Below are 24,678 nucleotides of genomic sequence, written 5' to 3' on the forward strand. Positions count from 1 at the left end.
GATTATTAGGATACTTGTTGAATTTGATGTGCAAGCGGCGATGTTTGTTCAACATGTTACCTATGGTCATTAGCCTAGGAATAAAGTGCATAACGGTGCTTTGTTTTTTAGATAGCGATAAATTTGTTGCTACTTTGGAGATTTAGCTCAATTTTTTGCCTTAACACTTTGCTTTAACACTGACTGTTTGTTGGTAATTTATGTCCTTTGAAGAAAAAGCCAGGTTTTTGCTGTGTCGGCGTTATATATTATATTTATCTTGGTAGCTTAAGCAATTGATGTATTTTATATATTATTACTTTCTTAATCTATACCACCCTTATTTGACATGCCTTGAGTATGAACTGAGATCATATGTGAGAAATTTTTATTTTTCATGATACATAATTTTATTTATTTAGAAGAGAATTTAATAAAATATGTTTTGAAGATAAGGTATCACATAGCATAAATTAGAACAGTTTTGTGTTTGCCTTACTGGTGTTACATACAAATACAATGACAGTCCAGAAATTAGGCTTTTCTATATGACTTCATTAAAGTATGCAGATCATCGTCTGACTGAATGATATGGTTCCGGCAATTCGGTTTTGGTAATTTGGCGCACAAATGTCATTGATTATTTTTAGATTTTTTTGGTTTCAATGTTGTACCCTGGCCCCTCGGGCGTTGTTCGTTTTTGATCGTTCGGGGCGTCGTATGAGTTGTTCGTGTGTATGGAGTACATGCATAAAAAAATAACAAAAGAGGGTGGGTGTTATGAGAGATTGTTCTGGTTCTGGTGGTTATCGTTATGATTTTGATTTTTTTGGTACAGATGAGTCTTCTGACGAAGGTGGAGGTTTTGAGGATACTTTTTTGGGTTCTTCGGGAAGTTCGGATGACTCAAGTGGAAGTTTTATTTTTCTTAGGGGTGATGGTGGTGGCGAAGGTGGTGGTGGCTTTACTGGTAGCAGGGAGAGATCTCACTCTGAGGGGGACTGTATGCCGCAATGTGCTGGCGCTTCTAGTGTCATGAGGAGATCTTACTCGGAAGGTAGCGGCGGTCCGTTCGTTTTAGGGGGTAATGGTCGTATTGTCGATATAAATTGGGGAACAGTTAGAGGCGATAGAATTGGAGTTGCTCCTCCAGGAGGTGGTTATTCTAGTGATGAGGGTGGTGATTTTGACAGAAGTGATCCTTCTAGACAATGTGTTCGCTCCAGAGGTTCTGGTCGCGGTGATGGCGTTTCTTCTGGGCGTGGACATTTAGGTCGTGGGCATGGTAGAGGATCAGGATCAATCCTCAGGAGACCGGTTGCTCGTCGTAGTCGCCCCAGAGTTGGTCGTGTTAGCAGAGGAGATCTTTTTGCTATGGTTGCCGTCCCTAGAGGTGGTGGTCATTCTGATCGTGGGCATTTAGGTCATGAGCGTGGTAGAGGATTGGTCAGGAGGCCGCGCCCCAGAGGTGGTCGTGTTGGCAGAGAAGAGCTTTTTGCGATGCTTGCCGGCCCTAGGGGTGGTGGTCATTCTGAGCGTGGAGGATTAGGTTCTGATCGTGGACATTTAGGTCATGATCGTGGAGGATTAGGTTCTGACGGAGGATTCTCTGGGAGACCGGTTACTAGCCGCTCCGGAGGTAGTGGTCGTAATGATAGAGCTGGTTTTAACAGAGATGATTATTCTAGGCAGCCAGTTGTGCGCCGCAGTGGTGGTAATCGTCGTGGTGGTGGTTCTGGGCGAAGAGGAATGAGCTAAAAAAAGAAGCTGCGCAGTTTTTAAAAGAAGCTGCGCGGTTTTGTGCATGCCTGATGGGGGTGGTGCTACTTGTGTTTTTTTAGGTGGGGATTTGGGGTTGTTTGAGTGTGAGTGTGGTCGCTTAGTTCCTCTTGGTAAAACAAGCGGGGTGTGAGTTTGTGAGGTGTGGGAGGCAATGAAGGAGTAGGGCTCTTCTTATACCGGCAAGTTTGAGTTGGTTAGTTGGCGATGGTGTTTGCGGTACGTGCGTAGGTTTGTGCTCGTGTCGGCATTTTTGAGATAGCGGGCGTTGTTAGATTTTTTTGTATGCCCACCCTTGGTGGTAATTAAAGGATGGGACTGTGTTTACTGAAAACGGTGCTCTTCGTGTCTGGTTTTTGTATGTGAATTTGTTCCTAGGGTATTCTCCTTTGTAGGGTTGTTTGTCCTCTGCTTGTAGTGGCTCCTTTTGTGGCGCTTTTTGTGCAGATGTTAGCGATAATGGAAAAGGGGGGTGCTTTACTTCAGCATGGTGTGCCTTCAAATTATGCTTCACCTAATTAATTTGCGTTGCTCGGTGAAAAAAGTTAAGAGGTTAGGAGGTGGAGTGTCTCTGTTTCTGTGTGCCATGTGCTTTTCTAATCCTTTTGTCGGTGGTTGCTTCGATTTTTTTTCTTCTTTCTTATTTTGTTAAATCTTTAGTTGATTGTTTCACTAGCCGTTGTTTTGCGATGAGTTGTGTGCTGCCATATTTTGTTGTGCAGTTGTTCTTTTGGTCGTTAGAATTAATTTATGCAAGATTACCCAGCATATGGATTAATTAGTTTTTGTATATTGATTTGCAATGGGCTAATATGTAGGCTATGTAGGCGCGGAGCGAGTGTTTTGTTGGTTCGTTATTATGATGCATGTAATACTTATGGAGTTGTTGTTTGTTGTTAGTAAGGTTGCCGGTGGGGGTGTGTTGTATTTCGTGTATTGTAGTTCCTGTAAGCATGAACCTGAGACAACGTTATTAATCAATTTTTAATTACTGCAATTCAAAGTAAATAATCTGCAATGTTTAATACTTTCTTTTAAGTAAATCTTACGAAATGTAATTTTTACGGTGCACAAATTGTTTTGTGCAGTGTACCAATTCTACGATTAGTTTTTGGTGTAATACCGGGTAATTTTACCTAACCTAGTGACGTTTACTTATCCAGCTACAACTTATCTTTTTATGCTTAGTCATGTCTGTGGATCGACCTTTTTATAAGATGGGCTATACTCTTAATGTTTTTTTATCATAGTCTTTATGCTGCTTATATCTCATAATTCACTATATATTCTTATTTATGAACTGTGCTCTGTAAGTATCCTGATATTACTTTCCACAGTATTTACTGTACTGGTGATTATAATTGATGCTCGACTCGCTTTATCTTACATAGTAGCTCAATTAATACTTAGCGGTTACATTTATTGTCTTTTATGTAACATTACAAATAAGTATTTTGATGGGGCTTTGCTTTTACTATACTAGATGCAGATTGTATATAGGTAGATTTAATTAAGTGTGTCCCAACCTAGACTGATTCTTTTAGCAGTTTTGCAGTATTGAAAAATAAGCAATGCGACGATTATTAAAATGGTATGGTAGAGCCAATAGTAAATATATTACACAACGAGTTTCTGAAATTAAATTCTTACCTCATTTATTCCCATATTATGTAAGTACTGCTACCATAGATTGTGATTAGTCTATCAATATTGCTATGTAATGTAGATGTTGTAAGGGCTGTATTATTTAGGAATCACGTCTGCTTTAGAGAGACTGTCGTGGTGGTGATTTATGTATATTGATATTCTGTTAATTTACTACTCTATTTTTGCGGTATTTGTTCTTCTTAATTATGCCAACATACAAAGCATTTATCTTCTGAACTTTTAACTATTGTGATGCGTATTGGTTTGATGATTTTTCCTATTTTACTATAATGACTACTTCGTATTTTATTGGGAAAAAAGTTGCTGAAATTGAAAGATGGTACTACTTATATTTGCTTCTAATACACAAGGCAAAACTATTAGAGCAAGATAAGGGAGATTTTCATAGAGACCTAGATTAGGCAATATAAGTGGTATAGAAAAGCAAATGAAGGAAATTGATTTAATTCTAACAACTAATCCATAAATACCCAACTATTACTATAATCAATGAAAAACAGTACCTACTGTTACGCCGTACACGTTGTCAGATATGTCTCGCTATTACTAATAAACACTACTAAATTCTAAATTTTTAGTTACGTATTAAGTTTTAATAAACATTTGGTAGAGTCATTCTTTGATATGTTATAGATAGTTGTTTCACCTAATGTGTAATACTTATTTACTGTTATCTGCAAGCAATATTTGAATTTTCTACTGTTTTTTTGGAAATTTAGTTCATACTATTTTATTTACGGTTGTTAATTTTTTGTGTTTTTGGTCTGGCAGTTACAAATTTGTTAATAATTTATATCATTTGAATAAATATTTGAATTTATTATGATAATATTACCTTTTGTGTGACTTAAATTCTTGTTATCTATTGCCATTTTATTTGTTGCAGGCACACATGTTTTTGTTGCGATATCATTTTTGTTAGATGGCGATGGTTTTTTATGATTTTTAGGACAATGTTTTGAATAGCAGATGGTATATGCCCTAATTACCAGATAGTTATTTGTTATACCGGTGTTGTACGCGATGCTAGCTAAGCACTCAGGTTATATACTTATGAAGTATTGCTACTTGAATAATACAATTTTACTCTGGTAGTTTGTTAAACTGATGTTGTTAAATATTTCGATTTTTCCTGGAGCAGCACGGGGATGTTTTGCTTTTTGCTGATTAGTATAAGACAAGTACAACAATAAACTAAAAAGGATGGATGCTATGAATATTGTGCCTTATGTTGGTGGCGGCAATGGAGGTAATGGTGCTGAGGAAGATGATGGAGGTGCAGTAGGCAATGCTGGAAATCGTAGCCCACTTATTGCTTCTAGAGGCGTGAGGTCTCTTCGTGGTAGAGGTAATCGTGGTGGTGGTGGTTTGTCCCGGCTCGATGGAGGTGGTGGTGGTGTTCGTCAGAGGTCATACACCACTAGTGGTGGCAGTGGGCATGGGATGTTTGATTTATCCCAAGGTGGTGGTGGGCGTGGTGTTCGTCAGAGATCTTACACCTCTAGTGGCGAGTTGCGGCATGTAAGATTTGATTTATCGACTCATACGGGCGGTGATGATGTTGTTCATCAGGGGTCTTCCGCTAGAGGTGGTAGGGGTCATGAAGATTTTGATTTATCCCAAGGTGGTGGTGCTCGTCAGAGATCTTACACCTTTGGTGGTGGTGGGTTACAGCATGTAAGATTTGATGTACCGTCTCATACGGGCGGTGGTGGTGTTCGTCAGGGGTCTTTCGCTAGTGGTGGTAGTGATGATCAAGGAGTGTTTGGTTTACCTCATACGGGCGGTGGTGATGGTGTTCGTCAGAGATCTTACACCTTTGGTGGTGGGCATGGGGTATTCGATTTATCCCAGGCTAGTGGAGGTGCTGGTGTTCGTCGTAGGTCTTACACAGTTAGTGGTGGTGGGGGTGTGATTTTGCTAGATAGTCGGGGGGGAGGAGATTTTTGTATAGATTGGGATACGGTTGTAGATAGAGGTGTAGGATTAGAAGAGTGTGCGCATCCAGTTCCCGTTGCTAGGCCGGCTCCAACCGAGGTTATTATGACCAGGAGGAGTAGGGGTGCCATGATCGTGTCTAGGTTACTTAGGTTTTTTAGGAGGTAGGTTTCGTGTGTTTATTGTATGTACGTGCCATGGTTGGTCTATGTCACGTACATATTCATGTTATGAAATAGCTGCGTGATGCATTTATTTTTTTATTAGTGTTCGTGTGTTCTTGGGCTCCTTAATAATAATTAAAATATGAGAGTGTTTGTGATTACTAAAAACAAAGCGTCCTACCAACCTTTTGTAGAGGATTTTGTTCCCCCTTGTTCAGAAGGTGATGGCGTCGTTTTATGCATGCTTGGTTCTGATAGTTCACCTTGTGAAAGTTGTTTAGGCCTTGCTTCTAGTGGCTTTTTTTCTGGTGCTTGTTATGCAGATACTAGCAATTATTGTAAAGAAGGTTTATGTCCTAGTATGTCTTCAAATTATTCTTTGTTAAGTAGCTTGCGTTGCTCAATTAAAAGAGTTAATGAAGGTGGGGATGCATTGTCTTCGTTTTTATGTAGTCTCTCGATCTTTTTGTTAGCGGTTGCTGTGATTCTTTTTATTATATCTTTAGTTGGTTATTTTACTAATCGTTATTTTGTGACGAGTTGTATACTGTCATGTCTTAGTGCTGCTGCTCTTTTGGCTGCTAGCATTATTTTATGCAAGATTTAGTATGGGTTAATTATTATTATATATTGGTGTATTGATTTTTGTATATTGGTTGGTGATGACTATAATTAAGGTATAAAGCGAGTGAGTATTTTGTTGGTGCGTTATTTTGATGCACGTAGGATCTATGGAATTGTTACTGATTGTTAATAAGATTGAGATTGCCAGTTTTTTGGAGGCGCTGGTGTATGTTATATCTTATAGTTGCTACAAATATAAATTCTGGCCTCTAATTATTATTCAATTTTTAATCTCTGCAATTTCTTTACGTTATCATATTCAATGCTTTTTTCTAGGTAAATTTTGAAGAATATAATTTTTACAGCGCACAAATTGCTTTGTGTTGAGTAAAAATTCTACAATTGATGTTTGATGTAATCTTGAGTGATTTTACTCGACCTAATGATGTTTCCTTGTCTAGCTATAACTTACCTTTTTGTGCTTATGTATACCGCTGGATCGACCTTCTTATGAGATTGAGGGTGGCTATACCTTTACTGCTATACTCTTCATATCCTTAAGCATGTTTTTTTTGCTGTATCTTGTAGGTTGGCTATATCTGCTTATTTATGAACGATACTCTTTAAGTGTTATGATATTACTTCCCTTTACTGTATTGTTGATTATAATTGATGCTCAATTTGTCTTATCTTATATAGTAGTCTAATTAGTATTTGGCTGTTACAAACATTGTATTTATTTGTAATAATTACAAATAAATATTTTTGACAGAACTTTGCTTATTCTTTGTTAGTTGCAGGTTATATATAGGTGGATGTAATTATGTGCAGCCCAATGTCGACTGATTCTTTTAGCAGTTTTACAGTATTGGAAAATCAGCAAGGCGATGATTGTTCAAGTGATATGGTAGAGTCAATAGGCAATATTACACAACAAGTTTCTGAAATTGAATTTTTACCTCGTTTATCCCCCTATCTTGGAAGTACTTCTACTCTATATCGTGATTCGTCTACTAACATTGCTATAGATAATGCAGATGTTGTAGAGTCTTGTATTACTGAGGAAACACAATCCTCTTTAGAGACTGCCGTGGGAATGATTCCTGTACTGTTGATATTTACATTAATCTGCTACGCTATTTTTGCAACACTTGTTCTTCTTAATTATGTCAACATACAAGGCATTTCATCTTCTGAACTTTTAACTATGGTAAGGCGTATTGGTGTGGTGCTTTTGCATGTTTCTGCCTATTTTACTGTAATGACTTTGTCATATTTTGTTGGAAAAAAAGTTGATGAAGTTGAAAGACAACGCAACGTAGATTTACTTCTAATGGACAAGATAAAACTATTAAAGCAAGAGAAGGAAGAATTTTATAAAGACATAGATGAGGCAAGAAGTGGTATCGAAAGGCAAATGAAGGAACTTAATTTAATGCTAACAACACCAAATACATAAGTACGGCCCATAGCAAACTGTTACTTTGCATGTAATATATACTGCTAAACTATACACATTTCTACCTATTTTTACTATGCATAAAAAATGTGGTTATTTATATGATTGTTCTTTAGTAAGGTTATTGGGCTTTTTAATCATGTTTTTATAATGTTTGTTGAAGTATTTATAAGTAATATTTTTTTATCTGATGTGTCATTGATAATTGTTTCCCATAGTATGTAAATCACATATATTGCCACCTGTAAGCAATATTGAATTTTATACTATCATGGATGTTTAGTTCATACCATCTTATTTATGAACGTTAATTTTATGTGTTTTTGTAATTGATTTTTGCAAGTTTATTAATAATTTTTATCGTTTTAGTAAATATTTTAATTTGTTATGCCAAGAATTATTTATTTTGAGTAACTCAACTTGTTGCTATTTGTTATTATTTTCTTTACAACGGTGCACCCCATGTTTGGGATTATACATTGTGATTATTTTTTAAATAATCGTGATTTTGGGTAAAAAAAGATCTTTTAAAGAGAATGTAGTGTATACCCTAATTTATTGCATTTGTTATATCGGTGTTGTGCACGATTTCAGTTTAGTGATTATAGAGTATACACTTATGAAGTGTATACTTATGAAGTATTACTACTTGAATGATGCAATTTTATTCTGGTAATTTGATAAATAATAGGTGGCTGTTAAACATTTTTTGTAGGTGCGAGTTTGTATTTTTCTGGTTGATAAATATAAAACAAATACAACAATAAACTAAAAGGGGGCAGATGCTATGAATATTGTACCGTATGGTGGTAATGGTGGTGGTAATGATTTTGTTCATCTTGTAGGAGGAGGAGATGATGCTGAAGAGGGAGCTGTTGGGGGTGCTGTAGGCGGCAATGCTCCTGGAGGGGGGGCTGGTCCTGAAGGCGGGGGTGCTGTGGGAGTATTTGGCGGTTTGTCACAAGGTGGTGGTCACAGGTCAAGGTCTTATACAGAAGGTGCAGTTGGTAGTGTAAGGGTTGTTCAACCACAACAAGACAACGCTGGTAATGAAGAGCCAGCTCTTGATAGCAGGGGTGAATTTTTAGTTACAGGGGGTGGTAGAGGACCTAATGACTGGCGTATTCTCGATATAGATTGGAGTGCGGTTCAACAACAATCTAGCAGGCATAGATCTCGTTCCGATGCAAGTGGTCTGGGACGTGGGGGGCGTGTTTCTGTCCAACCTGTTGTACCTCCTCCTGGAGGAAGAAACATGGTTTTAGTTAGGAGGAGTGCTCTAATGTTGGGTGCAGTTCGTAGATTCTTTAGGCGGTAGTTGATTGATGTTTATTTGTATGTACGTGCCATAGTTCGACCTGTGTCACGTACATGTTTGTGTTATAAAAGAGATGCTGGTGGTGCGTGTATTTTTATCAGCGTTCGTGGATTTGTATGCTCATTAATATCAATTAAGAAGTGGATGTGTGTTTGTGATTGCTCAGAAAAACACTGCTAGCCTTTTGTAGATGAGCTTGGTTACCCCTTATTTGAGAGGTTATGGCACTGTTTTGTGCCATGCTTGGTCCTCTTTTCTCCATTATATTTCGTAAAGTTTGTTAGTCCTTGTTTTTAGTGGACTGCTTTTATGGTACTTGTTTGGCGGATGATATTGGTGTTGATGCGATGATGTAAAAGAAATTGCTCCCTGTTCCTAGTATACTGTCGGATTATAGTTTATTAGGTGGTTTGCGTTGTTTAATTGAAAGATTTAATTAAGGTGAATATTAATTGTTTTTATTTTTACGTAATCTCCTAATCTTTTTGTCAGTGGTTACTACTATTTTTCTTATTATACTTTAGTTGTTTATTTGAATAGCTGTTATTTTGTGACTAATTGTATGCCGTCGTGTTGTAGTGCTGTTGTAGTGCTAATGTTATTTTAGCCGATAGCATTATTTTATGTAGGATTGTTTAGTATGTGGATTAATTAGTTTTTTATCATATTGGTATATTGATTTTTATATATTGACTTGTAGTGGAATATAATCAAGGTATAAAGTGATTGAATGGTTTTATTGATTCATTATTCTTATGTATGTAAAACTTCTGGAGTTGTTGTTTATTGTTGATAAAAGGTTACTATTTTTTTTGGGGGTACCGTTCTTGTCTTGTAGTTGCTGCAAATATAGATCCTAATCTAACATAATTAATCAATTTTTAGTTCCTGCAATTCAAAGTTAAATCTTTACAGTGTTAAATACTTTCTGTTAGGTAAATCTTACAAAATATGATCTTTACAGTGCACAAATTGCTTTGTATCGTGTACCAATTATACAGTTGGTGTTTGATGAACCTCAGGTAATTTCACCTAGCAATCGATGTTTACCTGCCTGTCTACTACAACTTACCCCTTTTTGTGATTAGTCATATCGTTGGATAGACCTTTTTATAAGATTGAGATTGGCATATCTTTACTTTTATACTCCTCGTGTTCTTAAGCATATTTTTTATGCTGCACCTTGTGGATTCACTATATATATAATTATTTATGAACGATACTCTGTAAGTGTCATGATGTTACTTTCCATGTATTTACTGTATTGGTGATAATAATCGACGCTCAATTTGTCTTATCTTGTGTAGTAATCTAATTAGTATTTTATCTGTTACAAATGTTGTATTTTTTGTAACAGTTACAAATAAATATTTTGATAGATTTTTGCGTGTCCTGTATTAGGTGCAGATTATACATAGATAGGTAAATGTAACTATTGTGCAGCCAAATGTCGAGGGATTCTTTAGCAGCTTTACAGTATTGAAAAGTCAGCAACGAGACGATTATTCAAATGATATGATAGATTTGATAGGCAATATTATAGACAACAAGTTTCTTAAATTTAATTCTTACCTCGTTTATCCCAGTATCTTGGAAGTACTGCTATTCCCTATATTGTGATTCGTTTGTTAACATTGCTACATAATGTAGATGTTGTAGAGACTTGTATTACTAAGGTATCACAATCTTTACCACATACTACCAAAGGAATGATTACCGTACTGTTGATATTTTTATTAATCCGTTATGCTATTTTTGCAGTATTTGTTCTTCTTAATTATATCAACATACAACAAGGTTTTTCATTTCCTAAACTTTTAACTATGATAAGGCGTATAGGTGTGGTGCTCTTGCATGTTTCTGCCCATTTTACTTTAATGACCTTATTGTATTTTGTTGGCAATAAAGTTATTGGAATTGAAAAACAAGGCAACGCATGTTTACTTCTAATAGACAAGGTAAAACTAGAGCAGGAGAAGGGAAGAATTTTATAGAGACATGTATGATGAGGCAAGAAGCGATATCTAAAAACAGATGATGGAATTTAATTTAATGCTAACAAAACATCCAACCTATAGGCACTCGCCGTAGCATGGATTCGCTTCTGAGAAATAAAGGACATGAGACACCGTACTGCTACACCATATTATTCATTCTATTACTATTTGCTACTCTTAAAACTAAAAAAAGACGAGGCATGGTGGGGCAGTTACTTTGCCCCACGCATGCACAAGATAAACCAAATTTACTGCCTTACTGTTCAGAACCAGAACTTACCTCAGGACCAGAACCTCCTACTCTAGCCAAATGAGCTCTCAATCGTTTGTTTTCTTCCATAAGACGTCGATTTTCATTGTTTGTAGCATTGGTTCTAATATTACATCCTAAGATAGCTCCTCCAAGCTCTTCCGTAGCTGCATGTACTTCATCCTCAATCTTACCCAACTTTTTCAAGCCATTTGTTAGCAACTTGGACTCTTGCCTTAAAGCATCTCTTTCTAACATAGTCCTGACTCGTACCTCTGAGTGTTTTTTGTACTCTCCAGCACTCAATCCGAGAAAGAACCCAGCAGTAAACAACATACCCGCACCAACAGTACAGGCAAGCACTATTCCAACTATGTGCAAGTCAATAGGTAGCTTTACAACTCCTAATTTCTGAAGTATAGCCAATATAGCAAACGCCACAACTAATAAAAACAGAAGTACCATGAACACAATCACCAATTTGGTGGCAGGAGACATAGGAGCAGTGTAAATGTACGTGTTATCCTCATGCCTAACTTTGAAGCCAGGACGTCCCTCAACTGCACGAATGTCATCAGCGTTATATTGTCCCAACAACCTATGATATGCAGTTGGATCAATTTTATCACCCACACCGCCAAGTATCTGTCTTACTTTATCCCTCCATCCTCCATTAACTCCTGGTGGTAGTTGCGGACCATTTCCACCGGATCGTACAGGTACTCCTACGTGTTCACCACTACCATCTGGACCTACTAAGCTGTAAGGGTTATCACTACCCCCCTGCTCTGCTCCACCTACACCACGAGGACCAATCTCTGAGTATACTTGAGTACCATCATCGCCGTTTACAGGTCCGTCTACAGGTCCACCAACACCATTTGTAGCCATATTCGTATTCCTTTCTTAAGTTTAATTAACGTTACACCGGATACACCAACTACTAAAATTCACATGAAGTATCGGTCTAACATTTCATTTCTTATAGTCATTTTCATCTGCTACTTCTGCACTTACTACACCCAGTACTTTATTACTGTAGTTTTCCATTTTAATGTCACAATTGCCTGACATGCACTTCAATATTTAACCTTTTTGTGTATTTATAATGGTAATCTATATAAACAATTTCTCTTACATAGTCTCTTACTTAGGCACAACTAACCCCACTAATAGCAACTATTAAATGAACTAATTTACTGACATTACGTTAAATACTACCTTCTATTTATTTTTAAACAATCTCAGAAATTTATTACTCTTTCTACCTTTCTTACCATCTTTTTTACCATCTCCATCATTTTCACCCCCTCTATTTGAACCTAGATCTAATACACGCCTTGGATCATAGCCAAACCTAACAAGTGGATTATCTCCTTCTCTACTACCACCCGTGCCTTCCGCATAGCTCTTCCTAGTCTTAGGTTCACCACCAGGTCCTGTGTCACCCGCAGCACCAAAACCTCCAGCATAGCTTCTTCTACTTCCAGCATTACCAGTTGTCACAGCATCATGTGGTGGTTCCATTCCACCAGGATGTCCCATATGTCCATGGGAAGCAGGGGACATGCTCATCATTAATCTCTGTGCTAAGCTAGTCATAGCATCATCTCTGCCATCTTCTTTTCTTTCTCCATGTGTACCTCTGCCATTGTTACTACCTGATCTTGAACCATCTGATGAGCGGTAACGACTACCACGATCAAAAGGCCCGGATGAGCCGCTTCTGGTAACTCTTTTTGCTCTTTTACCTGAGTCAGTAGGCTTTGGTTGGATTACAGCAGCAGCTATAGCACCACCAAATAAACTGGAGGTTCCAGCAAGTTCTGGGCTAAAATCTTCTGGCGCATGTTGTCTACCTTTACTGCTACCAGCACGTACTATCCTAGGTGACCCTTCACTGTCGGAACCGTTGTCACTATGATGTGATGCTTGTGACGATCTTCTACTGCTGTTGCCACCAAAAGAAGCTGATATAGCAGCACCCCAGGAACTTGATAAGCTTCTTAGTGAGGATGATAATGATGAGGATGATCCACTACGTTTTCTATCCTTGCCCTTACCTTCTGGATCAAAATCAAGTCTTAAATCTTTTTGTTCAAAATACTCTGGAAATTCCTTGCCTAGCTTGTAGAACGTTCTCTCTACTTTGGCTCTCTCGCGCTCTAATGTTTCCCTTTCACTCTTCAAATCTTCTTTACCACGCTCAGCGGCTTCTTGCATTTCTTTTGTGGTTTGTTGGGCAGCAGAAACCATTTTCTCCATCGTAACCATTTCTTCCCCAAGCTTAGTGCACCTGCATTCCAGTTCCCTCCTTGCAGATTCGAGCTTTTCCTTATCGTCGATAAGACCTAGTTTCTCTTTGTCAAGTCTTTGCATTCCTTGTTGTAACCTGTCTCTTTCAGCTTTAAGTTCTTCTCTCTCTCTATTCATTCTTGTAATAGTATCTTCAGCATCTTTCCTAATTTTATCCAAATCTTCTTTTTGATTGGCTAAGTCTTTTCTCTGTTGATCTATAAGCTTGCTTTGCGTTCCTAATTGAGCTGATAATTGCCTAGACATGCTATCATCCCTAACGACATTTCTTAATTTATCCACCATGTCTCTGGCATGCGCATTTTTTAGAGTAACGTCAGCGCGGTTGAGTACTTCCATCTCTTTGAGGGAAACAGAAGCTGACTCTAGGTAAGAAGATGATATTTTCGATCCTATAAGTAATACCAAAGATATAACACAGCATCCAAGAGCTATAAGAGTGAGTGCTTTAACTGAAAGATGTAGGGCGCCGGCAGTAATTACCTCGAGATTAACAAGTAGCAATAAAACTAACGCTACTATCGCTACAATAAGGAGCATAATTCCTAAGTAGAACAGAACATCCCTCTGGATACTCAAAGCTTTTACAGCTCTAGACGATTCCTCCACTGCTTCTGCATGCTCTGCGGCAGAAGCATATACTCTCGCGCCAGCGGAAGCAGCGGCACCTCTTGCCTGTGCCATTCTTTCTGCACGTCCTTCGCGTGTAGTAATGTCACCCAACGATGCATTAGGATTTGTTTGAGTTGTTTCACCACCATCAGCGGGATCACTACCAGATCTCCCGACCGGTGTTACGCCCTCGGCCATAAATTTATCCTCGTTCATTCTTATATTGCAAAAATGCTTTTCGATATTATGTCCTGCATTATGAAGCGCAAATAAGTATAAGTAATACTACTTACAAAGTGATCTACAACTACCATAGCTATAAGAAATTATAGTAAGACCTAAAACTATGGCATATCTCTTATGTGACCACATCTGCCGCCATGAAACAATATCAATCATGGAAGGCATTACCCGTATCATTAAGGATAACCAGGACAATGTACTAATCGAATTAGGTTTCATTAATGACTATGAGATAATAATTAATAAGCATAGAAAACACATTATTAATCTTTCCTTAGCAGCAATAAAAGTAGAGAAACTACCTACGAATTTAACCCGTTAATTTTTAGGTGCATTGCTTAATGCAAAAATAAAAAACCAACTTAATTTTTTTAATGACAAATAAAATATAAAGTGAAGTGCAATTCAATTTTTATTATATGATATTTGCATAGGTTTTTGTTTCGGTCTATTTTTATTTATTCATGAGAGATTTATGTTTGTTCTATATCTTAGGTTACTAGACTTTTTTTCTGCATACTGATCATAGATGGCCAAGAAAAAAATATTTTCACATTACAAAGAAATTTATTGACAGAACCGATTTGTAAATGCAGAATCTTCATCTCTCCTCTTACTTAACGCGGGGTGGAGCAGTTTGGTAGCTCGTCGGGCTCATAACCCGAAGGTCGCAGGTTCGAATCCTGCCCCCGCAACCAGTGGTTCCCTAGTCGTCTACGTGAAATGGCTCTCCTAAGAGGCTGTCTTCATTCTCTTTTTCTTCTGTGATTGCTTGTGAGCAGTCCTCTTTTACTAACAGTTTGCTTTGGCTGAAGTCAGATATTATGGAGCCGATGCTCTCTATGGGAATTATGAGCCTGGCTTTTTCTTTTTTTATGGTGTGAGTTCCACTTTCTATGCCACAATCGCTTCCTATATGCAGGCATATGTTGTTGCCAACACGGTATATTTGGCTTATTTCATCAAACAGTATGTCCACCACACATTGGTTGGCATACCACATGGTTTCCTTCTTCATGCTAAGATTCCGTACCTAACACAGGTAGCCTTTTCTGTCTTTGTATGGCAAATAAACTAAAAGTACCACGCACATGTGTGCTAACACCTCTTGTTTCCTCAACAAGAGCCCTTATGGCGCCCTCATATGGCATCCTCTTTAATACTATCCCCTTGTTCGGATGACAACTTTCAAATAACAAACCGAACAATACATCGCCTCGTCTGATAACTATATCTTCGGATGTGTCTGTCCACGAAATGGCCCAGTTTATAGGGCGTTGCCAGTCATAAATGTTAAAACGACCAGATAGAAGCGACCAATTGCGGTTTTTCCCACACGGAGCCTCAATCTGATTCAAAAAAACATCCTCATCACTTACAAATACATACGGTAAAAGTAACTGCAACACCGGAACGAAAGGATCACGCCAAGCAGACCTTGGCTGAAATTGAACACGCTCGAAAAGACTACTCTCAGGCATTTCTGTAAAAGGATAAACAGGGTAAAAATACCATTTATCATTGTCGAACTTAGCACGTATGCGCAAAGAATAGGGACTACGTACACAAAACACGCGATGCTCATAGTGCTGAACAGCAGGACACGCCGATACACCAATCATTTTTCTAGAATACAAAGACGATAACGGCTCAGGGCTGTAGAAAAGGACGGATCCGCCTTCTTCGGATAGTGTCCATCCTACAGTAATCCTAGATGATTGCATTTACTACCTAGTTTTACTTATTTTGCTTTGACCATACTGGCCATAAGCAAAACCATAATGATTGCCATAAGCTCCATAAGACTGACCATAGCTACTACCATACTGACCGTAGCTACCATATTGCTTGTATGAGCTCTGATGGCAATCGTTGCAAGTACTATTGGATGCACGGAAACTTTTCTTGCCTAATTTCATAATAATCCCCCTTTAAAAGATCCCCCATAGAATAGAAGATCATATTGGTCGGGGAGAGAGGATTTGAACCTCCGGCCTCTACGTCCCGAACGTAGCGCTCTACCTGGCTAAGCTACACCCCGCGATAACCTACCTGTGACGATTGACGGTAAAGTCAGCTAATTCTAGCAATATTGATTTGAATTGTGAATCTACTACCTCTTCTATAGCCTCTTTAGCCTTTTGGGAAAAATGTACCGCCTGCTGATGAACATATTCTAGTGAGCATTTTTTATGCAGTATATGTCTTATTTTATCTAAGTTTTTAACGCTCTTTTGCGACATTATTTCGCTAATTATTTGCTTTTCTTCTGAGGAAGATTGTTCTAGGGCGTGTATAATCGGCAGGGTGACTTTTCCCTCAGACAAATCTTGACCCGTAACCTTACCGGAAAGCTTGGGGTTAGCCGTGTAATCAAGTAGGTCATCCATTAGCTGAAATGCCATGCCTATGTTGTATCCGTAATTTGCCCACTTTTTTTGATTGTCTAGAGAGGATTCAGCAATTATGCTTCCAACTTGCGCAGCTGCACAGAATATTTGAGCTGTTTTCTTGTCTATTATGTCCATATAGTCCTGTCTCTTGAGTTCCAGGTGTTTATTGTGTACTAGCTGTATTACTTCGCCCTCTGCTGTCTTGTTTGTGGCCTCAGACATGACCTCCAGAATTTCTTGTGCTTTTACTTGAACCATTATCTGGAAAGCTCGTGTGTATAAAAAATCCCCCACCAAAATACTAACTGCATTTCCAAAGACAGCATTGGCCGTTTTACCCCCCCTACGTAGCGAACCTTCGTCAACTACATCGTCGTGAAGAAGCGTAGCGACATGTATAAGTTCAATCATGGCAGCAAGATCAGCATGCAGTAATCCTTGGTAACCACACGTGCGTGCTACAGCTAGCACAATCAGTGGCCTAATTTTTTTCCCCCCACCGTTGATAATATGTTGGGAAATATCTTCAATTTTTTTTGTTCCAGAGGAAAGATGTTTTTTCATGGCATTTTCAAAATGTAGTAATTCTTCCTTCATAAATTCGTGTATTGCTACCAATCTATCGTGATGTTGTGTCATATCTGACCCCTGCGATTTGCAACGTGTGATGTGGTTTATGCAGAGCTACAAGACCTTATCCGTATTGACTCAAGAAAGGGACATGTTAATATCTTTCCGCTTTATACAGCAGCAGCGGCCGTATCATATACTTTTCGGTATCCGCTAGCTTTCATTTTAGCTTAACCTATCATAGAATTGACACTGCGCGTGTTTAAGCGGTGTTTTTGCTAAACACGTTTCTACTCAGGAGCTTAATTTATGTATGCAGTTTTTAAGACCGGTGGTAAGCAGTATCGTGCTTCCGTCGGGGATGTCATACGTGTGGAGCGTTTGGATGCCGAAGTTGGTTCTAGTTGGAATTTTGAAGAGATTTTGCTTGTAAAGCGTTCTGAAGAAGAAATAGATGTAGGCTGCCCTTTTTTGGATGGCGTTTCTGTGAAAGCCACTGTGGTATCAGCTGGTCGTGGGGAGAAGATACATATTTTTAAGATGCGCCGCCGTAAGCATTATCAGAAGAGACAGGGGCATCGCCAGTATTACACTGATGTTCGTATTGATAGCATTGGATAGTTTTTGATGATTGTTCCGCTTACAATGTGAGGTTTTATTATGGCTCATAAGAAGGCTGGTGGTAGTTCTCGTAATGGTCGTGACTCTGAGTCAAAGCGACTGGGAATCAAGGTTTTTGGTGGCCAGTTTGTAAAGGCTGGTGGTATTGTTGTTCGTCAACGTGGTACAAGTTTTCATCCAGGAAAGAACGTTGGCCTGGGTCGCGATTATACTCTCTTTGCACTAACCCCAGGTCACGTTAAATTTACTGTGGGGGGACGTTTGAAGAGAAGAGTAGTATCAATTATTCCAGCTACTTGCGTTTCTTAGCCCTTAATGAAATTTATCGATGAGGTGCTCGTTAAAGTTAGTGCAGGTGATGGTGGTGACGGAATGGTCTCCTTCCGTAGGGAGAAGTACGTTCCTAAGGGAGGTCCAAGCGGCGGCGATGGGGGGCGTGGCGGTAGCGTTTGGGCAATAGCTGATGAAAATATAAATACCCTCATAGAGTACCGCTATAAGAATCATTGTAAGGCCAAGAATGGCAAGCGTGGTGGAAGCCGTAGCTGTTATGGACGTGCCGCGGAGGATGTGTTCCTGCCAGTTCCTGTGGGAACAATAGTCCGTAATCATGATCTTGGCATTATCTTGGGAGATCTAGAATCCCATGGAAAGAAAGTTTTGTTAGCTAAGGGGGGACGAGGAGGCTTTGGTAACGAGCATTTTAAGTCCGGGTCTAATCGTGCACCAAGGCAATCTACCCCAGGAGGAGTTGGAGAGTCAGTTAATGTACATTTTGAATTGAAGGTAGTGGCCGATGTCGGGCTGATTGGTAAGCCTAACGTCGGTAAATCAACTCTTATTCGCTGCGTTTCTTCCGCTACGCCTAAAGTAGCTGATTATCCATTTACTACCCTGCAGCCATATCTAGGAGTAGTTCGTACTTCCTATTTTAATAGCTTTGTTATGGCCGATATTCCAGGACTAATAGAGGGAGCCTCCGAAGGACTGGGATTAGGACACAGATTTTTGAGGCATGTACAGCGTACTAGATTGTTGTTTCAGGTAATTGATGCCTTTTCTATGGATCTAGATGCCATAGAAAAGGAGTTTCGCGCTATAGAAACAGAGCTGGTAAACTTTAATTCGGAATTGCTGCTTAAGCCAAGGTGGTTAGTTTGCAATAAATCAGAATCTTACTCAAATGATGAAATATCTCAACTAAGATCAGATTTATCCAAACGTCTGCCGTTTCCTATAGAGCAGATCTACTGCATATCCAGCCTTAGTGGTATGAATTGTAATACACTGGTGAATGATGTGTCGCTTTTCCTGAGAGAGTTAGGCACACCAGTTTATACTGGTACCCTCATAGAGGGTCTTGCTTGATAACGTAGACCGTATCCTCCTTTACTTATACATAGTGGCATGGCCTGATTTAATAATTAAGAATAAATATTGCTAATTTCAAATTATCATCTTGTTAACTGAATCTTACCTTTAAGGTGATGTATGGGTTCCTTCTCGTCTTTGGAACGTTTTCATAAATTGTTTATCCTGCCCGCTTTTATCAATAGACGCGTTTTTATTCTCGTAATACTACTGGTACTTTCTAATATCCTTCAGTCTGTTGTTATTTTGAAATTGATTGACTCAAGTAGAGAGAATCGCTTTATCATAGTTGGAGATGCGAATGGACATCTGAAAACTTTAGATATAGAACCATTTCTTCCTACAGCAGCTAATGTTTCATATTTTATTCGCCTTTGGGTAGAAAGACTATTGTCAGTTGATATTCGTAGCATACGTAGGGATTTATCCTTGGCATCCTCTTGGGTCAGGGGACCAGCAGTTACAGAACTATACAGATTTGTACAGTCAGATATGCCCGGCAAAAATATTTCCGATAACAAAGGATATGGACGTTCCGTGTCTTTTCACTCCCTAGTTATCGGGGGAAATCATGATGCGCGCTATGCTGACTTAACCCTTACATTGACCATTTATCACAATGGAGCAGTAACAAGCCGCGAAGATAAAATGATGCACATAGAGTTTTTTATTTTGCCACCAGTGCATGAAAATGATGCAAAATATAATCCATTAGGTTTGTTTGTAACTCATTTTTCTATTTCTCCTATGAATGCCTCCGGAATAGCATCAAGCTTAGGACATAGTTCCTGATTGTTTTTGTTGAAGTAAGTTTATACAAGGTAAAATCATATATGTCTTTTCAAATGACTGATGAGAACATTGTTAACAAGGCATGGATTGAGCGCACATCTTTATCAAGTAAAACTATTGCTCCAGAATATAGAGATTGTATCAACCGAATTTTATCTTCTTTAGATAATGGTTATCTGCGTTTAGCAGAATTTGTATCTGGTGAGTGGATTACCCACGAATGGTTGAAGAAGGCAATCGTTTTGTCATTTCGTACACAAACAATGAAATTATATGAAAATGGTGTTTTTCGTTATTTTGATATGTGCAAGCTTAAATTCTCAGATTTTGACGAGAATGATTTCTATGAGTCAAAGTGTCGCGTTGTTCCAGGTGCAATAGTAAGATTTGGTTCCTATGTTGCACCTAGCGTAATATTAATGCCATGCTTCGTAAATGTTGGCTGTTACGTTGATAAGGGTACAATGATCGATATAGGTGCAGTTTTAGGTGGGGGTGCTCAGATTGGCAAGAATTGCCATATATCTGCTAACTCTGTGATCGGAGGAGTCCTAGAGCCAATCCAAGATAGGCCAGTTATCATCGAAGATGATGTATTAATAGGTGCAGGATCCGTTATAGCAGAAGGTATTATAGTAAAACGCGGTAGCGTTGTAGGAGCAGGGGTTTGCATAAGCGCTTCTACTAGAATAGTGAATAGAGATACCGGATCTATATCATACGGTGTAGTTCCAGAATATTCAGTGGTTGTTCCTGGATCATGCAAAGATAAAGGTGGTTGCAGCATATCCTGCGCTGTTATAGTAAAAACAGTTGATGATGGTACACGTAAGAAGATCGTTTTTAGTGAATTGTTAAGGGATGAATAAAGTTTTAGAGCTGTCCAAGGAACTTATTGCCTGTCCATCAGTCTCCCCAGAAGATGCAGGGTGCCAGGATATTATTATCTCCCGTCTCGAGAAGTCTGGTTTTTTTTGCAGAAGACTTAATTATGGAAATGTGAAAAATTTTTGGGCCACCCATGGTAAAGGTAGCCCATGCATTTGTTTTGCCGGACATACTGATGTGGTACCAGTAGGATTATTTTCAGAGTGGAGCTATCCTCCTTTCGATCCAGTTGTTTCTAATGGCTATCTTTATGGTAGAGGAGCCTGCGATATGAAAACCGGATTAGCCGCTCTGGTGGTTGCTGCTGAAGATTTTGTGACGGAATTTCCTGATCATAGCGGTACTATATGTTTTTTAGTTACTTCTGATGAAGAATCTTATGCGATAGATGGAACGGCTAAAGTAGTAAAATGGTTGAAGGAACAGAATGTAGAAATTGATTTTTGCCTTGTTGGTGAACCAGTTAGCCTGTCTCGTATAGGAGATAGAATTAAAAATGGCGCTCGTGGGTCGCTGTCTTGTAACTTTACTGTTTCAGGTACACAAGGTCATGTCTCATACGAAAATGCAAATAATGCATGCCATAACGCATTGGCGTTCTTGACTAATCTTGTTTCACATCATTGGGATTGTGGTAACAATAATTTCCAAAAAACCTCACTGCAAATTACCAATATTAAAGCAGGTGTTGGGGTTGATAATGTTGTCCCTGGGTCCTGCTATGTAGCCATAAATATTAGATATTGCCCCGATCATCATGAAAGTGATTTGAAGGCAGAGATTGATCAAATAATTCTTGATACAAGGGTAACGTTATCTAATAAGAAATGGGTTTCTGGAGCTATTCCTTTCTATTCTAATACAGGTTATATGTCCGAAGTTTTATCTAAACAAACGGAACTAATAACCGGTTACAGACCAGTTGTTAATACAAAAGGAGGTGCAAGTGATGGTCGTTTCATCGTCGATATTTGTAGAGAAGTAGTAGAATTTGGTGTTGTTGGTGATACAGCTCATCAAGTAGATGAACGAGTTTTGGTGAGTGATGTAGATATTCTCGTTGGCATATATCGCGGCGTTTTAGATGAATTGTTGAGTTACCGTGAAGGAGTTAGTAAATAAGCTCGGTTTTATTATGGATTCTAAGCTAGTTTTTTATAATTGAGAATATCAATAAATTTTTGTTGTTAGTTTAAACGTATTTTTTCCTTCTGTAATAACGTTTTGCAGATATCGGACGTTTCCGTTGGGTTATTTTAGTAGATGAGCCGCCTAATTTTGTTGGTAGTTTTTTGTCCAACCCCTGAATTACTGTCTAATTAATGAAAAATTAAGATATCAACAATAAAGATGTCAATAATAAATTTATAAGAAGCTAGATTGGACATATATAATGTATAAAAACAAAGAATTACAACTTACATTATTGGAAGGTATATGATATCTCAAGAACTAGAAATTACTCTCCATAATGCTTTTGTTGAGGCGCGACAAAAAAGACATGAGTTCATTACTGTTGAACATTTGTTGTTGTCGCTGCTCGATAACCACTCCGCAGCAGATGTTTTGCGCCTATGTTCAGTTCATATAGATCTTCTAAGGCGTCAATTATCTCTATTTATAGATGAACATACTCCAATTGTTCAAGGTGACCAAATTGTTGATACTAGTCCAACTTTGGGGTTCCAAAGAGTTATTCAAAGAGCAATTCTACATGTACAATCATCCGGTAAAACCGAGGTTACAGGCGCCAATGTTTTAGTTTCTATTTTCTCAGAACGAGATTCACACGCACTTTATTTCTTAAATGAGCAGGGATTGACTAGAAGTGACGTAGTAAATTGTGTATCCAATGGTAGTGTTAATAGAAGTAGTGATAATGATTTTTCTCGTAGCCTAAGTATGGATAACGTGGCCCATAATTTGCCAGACGAGGTTTCCTATCCCGATGAAGATGCTTTTGAAGTATACACACATAATTTGAACAAAATGGCCCTATCGGGGGGTATAGATAGGCTAATTGGCAGGGAAAAAGAAATCAATCGAGTAGCACAAGTACTGTGTCGTCGTAGAAAAAATAACCCTATCCTAGTTGGAGAAGCTGGAGTTGGGAAAACCGCAATTGTAGAAGGATTGGCTCAGCTAATCGTGCAGCGTAAAGTTCCTGATATTCTCAGAGGTGCAGTAGTATACCTTTTAGATATGGGGGTATTACTTGCTGGAACAAAATATAGAGGAGATTTTGAACAGCGCCTAAAATCAGTTATTCACGGACTGTCCAAACGACCGTACTCTATTCTCTTTATTGATGAAATACATACCATGATAGGAGCCGGATCGTCTTCTGGTGGTACATTAGATGCCTCAAATTTGCTTAAACCTGCTCTATCATCCGGTCAATTACGCTGCATAGGAGCTACAACTTACTCTGAGTTTAGAGGGATATTCGATAAAGATGCTGCCCTGTCTCGTCGGTTTCAAAGAATAAATATTGATGAGCCGTCAGTAGTAGATACAATACAAATACTTATGGGAATGAAGGAATATCTAGAACAACACCACTCTGTTGAATATACAAAAGCAGCAATTGTATCTGCAGCAGAACTGTCATCAAAATACATTAACGATCGTAACTTGCCTGATAAAGCCATAGATGTTTTAGATGAAGCAGGGGCAGCACAACATCTACTTTCAGAGAAGAATCGTAAAAAAATTATAGATAAAGCAGAAATAGAAGATGTAGTCGCAAATATGTCTAGAGTTTCTCCTGCTGCCGTTAGTAGTGATGATCGTGCACTGCTTTTTAGAATAGAGCGCGACCTGAAGTCCGTTATTTTTGGTCAAGATGCAGCAATTGATTCCCTAACATCTGCTATTAAATTGTCGCGTGCTGGTCTTAATTCGCCAAATAAGCCTATAGGCAGCTTTTTATTTAGTGGACCAACTGGTGTCGGGAAGACAGAATTGGCTAGGCAGTTAGCATATTTATTAGGCCTAACTTTAGTTAGGTTTGATATGTCTGAATATATGGAAAGGCATGCTGTATCAAGGCTTATAGGCTCACCTCCAGGTTATGTCGGATACGATCGAGGAGGGTTGCTTACTGAAACAATTTGTAAGGTGCCACATTGCGTTTTATTGCTAGATGAAATTGAGAAAGCACATACCGATGTTTTTAATATTTTGTTGCAAGTTATGGATCACGGTACGCTGACAGATAACATTGGAAGAAAGGCAGATTTTCGTAATATTATAATTATAATGACAACTAATATAGGTGCTGAGTCTTTGCAAAAGCCGGTTTTGGGATTTAATTCCAAAAGAGAGCATGGTGATGAATTAGTAGAGATCAAGAAGGTGTTTTCTCCAGAATTTCGTAATCGCCTAGACGAAATTGTTTGTTTTAAAGCTCTTGATAAAGAAGTAATAAACTCTGTTGTTAATAAGTTTTTATTACAACTCGAAGAACAACTGCTAGATAAAAATATTGAGGTTACCTTTACTAATAACATTCGTAGCTATCTATCTAAAAATGGCTTTGATCCTGTTATGGGTGCTAGACCACTTAATCGACTTATAGTAAATAAAATACGCAAACCTATATCAGAGGAGACTCTTTTTGGTGGCCTTTCTAACGGAGGTAAGGTCAGTATCGATATAGATGAGAACGGGATAATAAAATTCGACCTAGATAACCGCCTCCCACTTAATCCTACTAAGGAAGAGAGGCAGCCAGAGAAAGAAAAAACAGCCTAA

Annotated in this window: 20 protein-coding genes and 2 tRNA genes; 15 read left to right on the forward strand and 7 right to left on the reverse strand. The window is 38.5% G+C overall.

Translation table 11 applies throughout. From position 1 onward, the window contains the following. The first annotated feature begins 759 nt into the window (after positions 1–759). From A6733_RS03015 to A6733_RS03045, 7 genes are all read left to right on the forward strand, one after another. On the forward strand, positions 760–1,737 hold the full coding sequence (locus tag A6733_RS03015) for a hypothetical protein (protein ID WP_092460393.1): 978 nt from the start codon (positions 760–762) through the stop codon (positions 1,735–1,737). A 508-nt stretch (positions 1,738–2,245) separates the two neighbouring features. Further along, the gene (locus A6733_RS08810) at positions 2,246–2,410 is read left to right on the forward strand and encodes a hypothetical protein (RefSeq protein WP_176695669.1); all 165 of its coding nucleotides are present in this window, start codon (positions 2,246–2,248) and stop codon (positions 2,408–2,410) included. A 2,228-nt stretch (positions 2,411–4,638) separates the two neighbouring features. After that, the gene (locus tag A6733_RS03025; protein ID WP_092460396.1) at positions 4,639–5,532 is read left to right on the forward strand and encodes a hypothetical protein; all 894 of its coding nucleotides are present in this window, start codon (positions 4,639–4,641) and stop codon (positions 5,530–5,532) included. A gap of 150 nt (positions 5,533–5,682) precedes the next feature. Continuing rightward, the gene (locus A6733_RS03030) at positions 5,683–6,135 is read left to right on the forward strand and encodes a hypothetical protein (protein ID WP_092460398.1); all 453 of its coding nucleotides are present in this window, start codon (positions 5,683–5,685) and stop codon (positions 6,133–6,135) included. Positions 6,136–6,927: 792 nt separating this feature from the next. Continuing rightward, the gene (locus tag A6733_RS03035) at positions 6,928–7,551 is read left to right on the forward strand and encodes a hypothetical protein (protein WP_141663338.1); all 624 of its coding nucleotides are present in this window, start codon (positions 6,928–6,930) and stop codon (positions 7,549–7,551) included. 787 nt (positions 7,552–8,338) lie between these two features. Then, the gene (locus tag A6733_RS03040; RefSeq protein WP_092460400.1) at positions 8,339–8,869 is read left to right on the forward strand and encodes a hypothetical protein; all 531 of its coding nucleotides are present in this window, start codon (positions 8,339–8,341) and stop codon (positions 8,867–8,869) included. A gap of 1,616 nt (positions 8,870–10,485) precedes the next feature. Beyond that, the gene (locus A6733_RS03045; protein ID WP_092460402.1) at positions 10,486–10,863 is read left to right on the forward strand and encodes a hypothetical protein; all 378 of its coding nucleotides are present in this window, start codon (positions 10,486–10,488) and stop codon (positions 10,861–10,863) included. 259 nt (positions 10,864–11,122) lie between these two features. On the opposite strand, the gene A6733_RS03050 is transcribed toward A6733_RS03045, so the two are convergent. Continuing rightward, complete coding sequence (locus A6733_RS03050; RefSeq protein WP_092411351.1) at positions 11,123–12,007, reverse strand: hypothetical protein; 885 nt, start codon at positions 12,005–12,007, stop codon at positions 11,123–11,125. Between the two features lie 333 nt (positions 12,008–12,340). Continuing rightward, on the reverse strand, positions 12,341–14,242 hold the full coding sequence (locus A6733_RS03055; protein WP_092460405.1) for a coiled-coil domain-containing protein: 1,902 nt from the start codon (positions 14,240–14,242) through the stop codon (positions 12,341–12,343). Positions 14,243–14,908: 666 nt separating this feature from the next. On the opposite strand from A6733_RS03055, the gene A6733_RS03060 reads away from it, so the two are divergent. After that, a tRNA-Met gene (locus tag A6733_RS03060) sits at positions 14,909–14,985 on the forward strand. 8 nt (positions 14,986–14,993) lie between these two features. Here A6733_RS03060 and A6733_RS03065 read toward each other — a convergent pair. The 5 genes from A6733_RS03065 to A6733_RS03080 all read right to left on the reverse strand — a co-directional run bounded on the left by A6733_RS03065 (position 14,994) and on the right by A6733_RS03080 (position 17,319). Next, positions 14,994–15,305 (reverse strand): hypothetical protein, encoded by a 312-nt coding sequence (locus A6733_RS03065; RefSeq protein WP_092402078.1) that lies wholly within the window; start codon positions 15,303–15,305, stop codon positions 14,994–14,996. Between the two features lies 1 nt (position 15,306). After that, positions 15,307–16,011 carry a hypothetical protein gene (locus A6733_RS03070; protein WP_092411353.1) on the reverse strand — a complete coding sequence of 235 codons (705 nt, stop codon included), beginning with the start codon at positions 16,009–16,011 and terminating at the stop codon, positions 15,307–15,309. A 3-nt stretch (positions 16,012–16,014) separates the two neighbouring features. Continuing rightward, positions 16,015–16,206 (reverse strand): hypothetical protein, encoded by a 192-nt coding sequence (locus tag A6733_RS08275; RefSeq protein ID WP_139057492.1) that lies wholly within the window; start codon positions 16,204–16,206, stop codon positions 16,015–16,017. Positions 16,207–16,251: 45 nt separating this feature from the next. Then, a tRNA-Pro gene (locus A6733_RS03075) sits at positions 16,252–16,328 on the reverse strand. A gap of 7 nt (positions 16,329–16,335) precedes the next feature. Next, positions 16,336–17,319: a polyprenyl synthetase family protein gene (locus A6733_RS03080; RefSeq protein WP_092402069.1), complete on the reverse strand. Its 984-nt coding sequence runs from the start codon at positions 17,317–17,319 to the stop codon at positions 16,336–16,338. A 240-nt stretch (positions 17,320–17,559) separates the two neighbouring features. Here A6733_RS03080 and rplU point away from each other — a divergent pair, with 240 nt between their 5' ends. The 7 genes from rplU to clpA all read left to right on the forward strand — a co-directional run bounded on the left by rplU (position 17,560) and on the right by clpA (position 24,678). Beyond that, on the forward strand, positions 17,560–17,871 hold the full coding sequence (rplU, locus tag A6733_RS03085; RefSeq protein ID WP_092402066.1) for a 50S ribosomal protein L21: 312 nt from the start codon (positions 17,560–17,562) through the stop codon (positions 17,869–17,871). A 39-nt stretch (positions 17,872–17,910) separates the two neighbouring features. Further along, on the forward strand, positions 17,911–18,180 hold the full coding sequence (gene rpmA, locus A6733_RS03090) for a 50S ribosomal protein L27 (RefSeq protein ID WP_092402063.1): 270 nt from the start codon (positions 17,911–17,913) through the stop codon (positions 18,178–18,180). 6 nt (positions 18,181–18,186) lie between these two features. After that, the gene (gene cgtA / locus A6733_RS03095; RefSeq protein WP_092402060.1) at positions 18,187–19,239 is read left to right on the forward strand and encodes an Obg family GTPase CgtA; all 1,053 of its coding nucleotides are present in this window, start codon (positions 18,187–18,189) and stop codon (positions 19,237–19,239) included. A 123-nt stretch (positions 19,240–19,362) separates the two neighbouring features. Further along, on the forward strand, positions 19,363–20,034 hold the full coding sequence (locus tag A6733_RS03100; RefSeq protein ID WP_092402057.1) for a VirB8 family type IV secretion system protein: 672 nt from the start codon (positions 19,363–19,365) through the stop codon (positions 20,032–20,034). 41 nt (positions 20,035–20,075) lie between these two features. Then, complete coding sequence (locus A6733_RS03105) at positions 20,076–20,903, forward strand: 2,3,4,5-tetrahydropyridine-2,6-dicarboxylate N-succinyltransferase (protein WP_242641481.1); 828 nt, start codon at positions 20,076–20,078, stop codon at positions 20,901–20,903. Further along, entirely contained in the window at positions 20,896–22,044 is a 1,149-nt protein-coding gene (gene dapE / locus A6733_RS03110) for a succinyl-diaminopimelate desuccinylase (protein ID WP_092402054.1), read from the forward strand. The genes A6733_RS03105 and dapE overlap by 8 nt, the downstream gene beginning before the upstream one ends. 315 nt (positions 22,045–22,359) lie before the next feature. Continuing rightward, the gene (gene clpA, locus A6733_RS03115) at positions 22,360–24,678 is read left to right on the forward strand and encodes an ATP-dependent Clp protease ATP-binding subunit ClpA (RefSeq protein WP_092402051.1); all 2,319 of its coding nucleotides are present in this window, start codon (positions 22,360–22,362) and stop codon (positions 24,676–24,678) included.

Source organism: Candidatus Ichthyocystis sparus (assembly GCF_900078745.1).
In the GTDB taxonomy this organism is placed as follows: Bacteria; Pseudomonadota; Gammaproteobacteria; order Burkholderiales; family 2013Ark19i; genus Ichthyocystis; species Ichthyocystis sparus.

Bases quoted from the DNA above. Each gene is read 5' to 3' on its own strand.
- A6733_RS03015 (WP_092460393.1), top strand. From the start codon at position 760: ATGAGAGATTGTTCTGGTTCTGGTGGTTATCGTTATGATTTTGATTTT.
- A6733_RS08810 (WP_176695669.1), top strand. From the start codon at position 2,246: ATGGTGTGCCTTCAAATTATGCTTCACCTAATTAATTTGCGTTGCTCG.
- A6733_RS03025 (WP_092460396.1), top strand. From the start codon at position 4,639: ATGAATATTGTGCCTTATGTTGGTGGCGGCAATGGAGGTAATGGTGCT.
- A6733_RS03035 (WP_141663338.1), top strand. From the start codon at position 6,928: ATGTCGACTGATTCTTTTAGCAGTTTTACAGTATTGGAAAATCAGCAA.
- A6733_RS03040 (WP_092460400.1), top strand. From the start codon at position 8,339: ATGAATATTGTACCGTATGGTGGTAATGGTGGTGGTAATGATTTTGTT.
- A6733_RS03050 (WP_092411351.1), bottom strand. From the start codon at position 12,007: ATGGCTACAAATGGTGTTGGTGGACCTGTAGACGGACCTGTAAACGGC.
- A6733_RS03055 (WP_092460405.1), bottom strand. From the start codon at position 14,242: ATGGCCGAGGGCGTAACACCGGTCGGGAGATCTGGTAGTGATCCCGCT.
- A6733_RS03065 (WP_092402078.1), bottom strand. From the start codon at position 15,305: ATGAAGAAGGAAACCATGTGGTATGCCAACCAATGTGTGGTGGACATA.
- A6733_RS03070 (WP_092411353.1), bottom strand. From the start codon at position 16,011: ATGCAATCATCTAGGATTACTGTAGGATGGACACTATCCGAAGAAGGC.
- A6733_RS08275 (WP_139057492.1), bottom strand. From the start codon at position 16,206: ATGAAATTAGGCAAGAAAAGTTTCCGTGCATCCAATAGTACTTGCAAC.
- A6733_RS03080 (WP_092402069.1), bottom strand. From the start codon at position 17,319: ATGACACAACATCACGATAGATTGGTAGCAATACACGAATTTATGAAG.
- rplU (WP_092402066.1), top strand. From the start codon at position 17,560: ATGTATGCAGTTTTTAAGACCGGTGGTAAGCAGTATCGTGCTTCCGTC.
- rpmA (WP_092402063.1), top strand. From the start codon at position 17,911: ATGGCTCATAAGAAGGCTGGTGGTAGTTCTCGTAATGGTCGTGACTCT.
- cgtA (WP_092402060.1), top strand. From the start codon at position 18,187: ATGAAATTTATCGATGAGGTGCTCGTTAAAGTTAGTGCAGGTGATGGT.
- A6733_RS03100 (WP_092402057.1), top strand. From the start codon at position 19,363: ATGGGTTCCTTCTCGTCTTTGGAACGTTTTCATAAATTGTTTATCCTG.
- A6733_RS03105 (WP_242641481.1), top strand. From the start codon at position 20,076: ATGTCTTTTCAAATGACTGATGAGAACATTGTTAACAAGGCATGGATT.
- dapE (WP_092402054.1), top strand. From the start codon at position 20,896: ATGAATAAAGTTTTAGAGCTGTCCAAGGAACTTATTGCCTGTCCATCA.
- clpA (WP_092402051.1), top strand. From the start codon at position 22,360: ATGATATCTCAAGAACTAGAAATTACTCTCCATAATGCTTTTGTTGAG.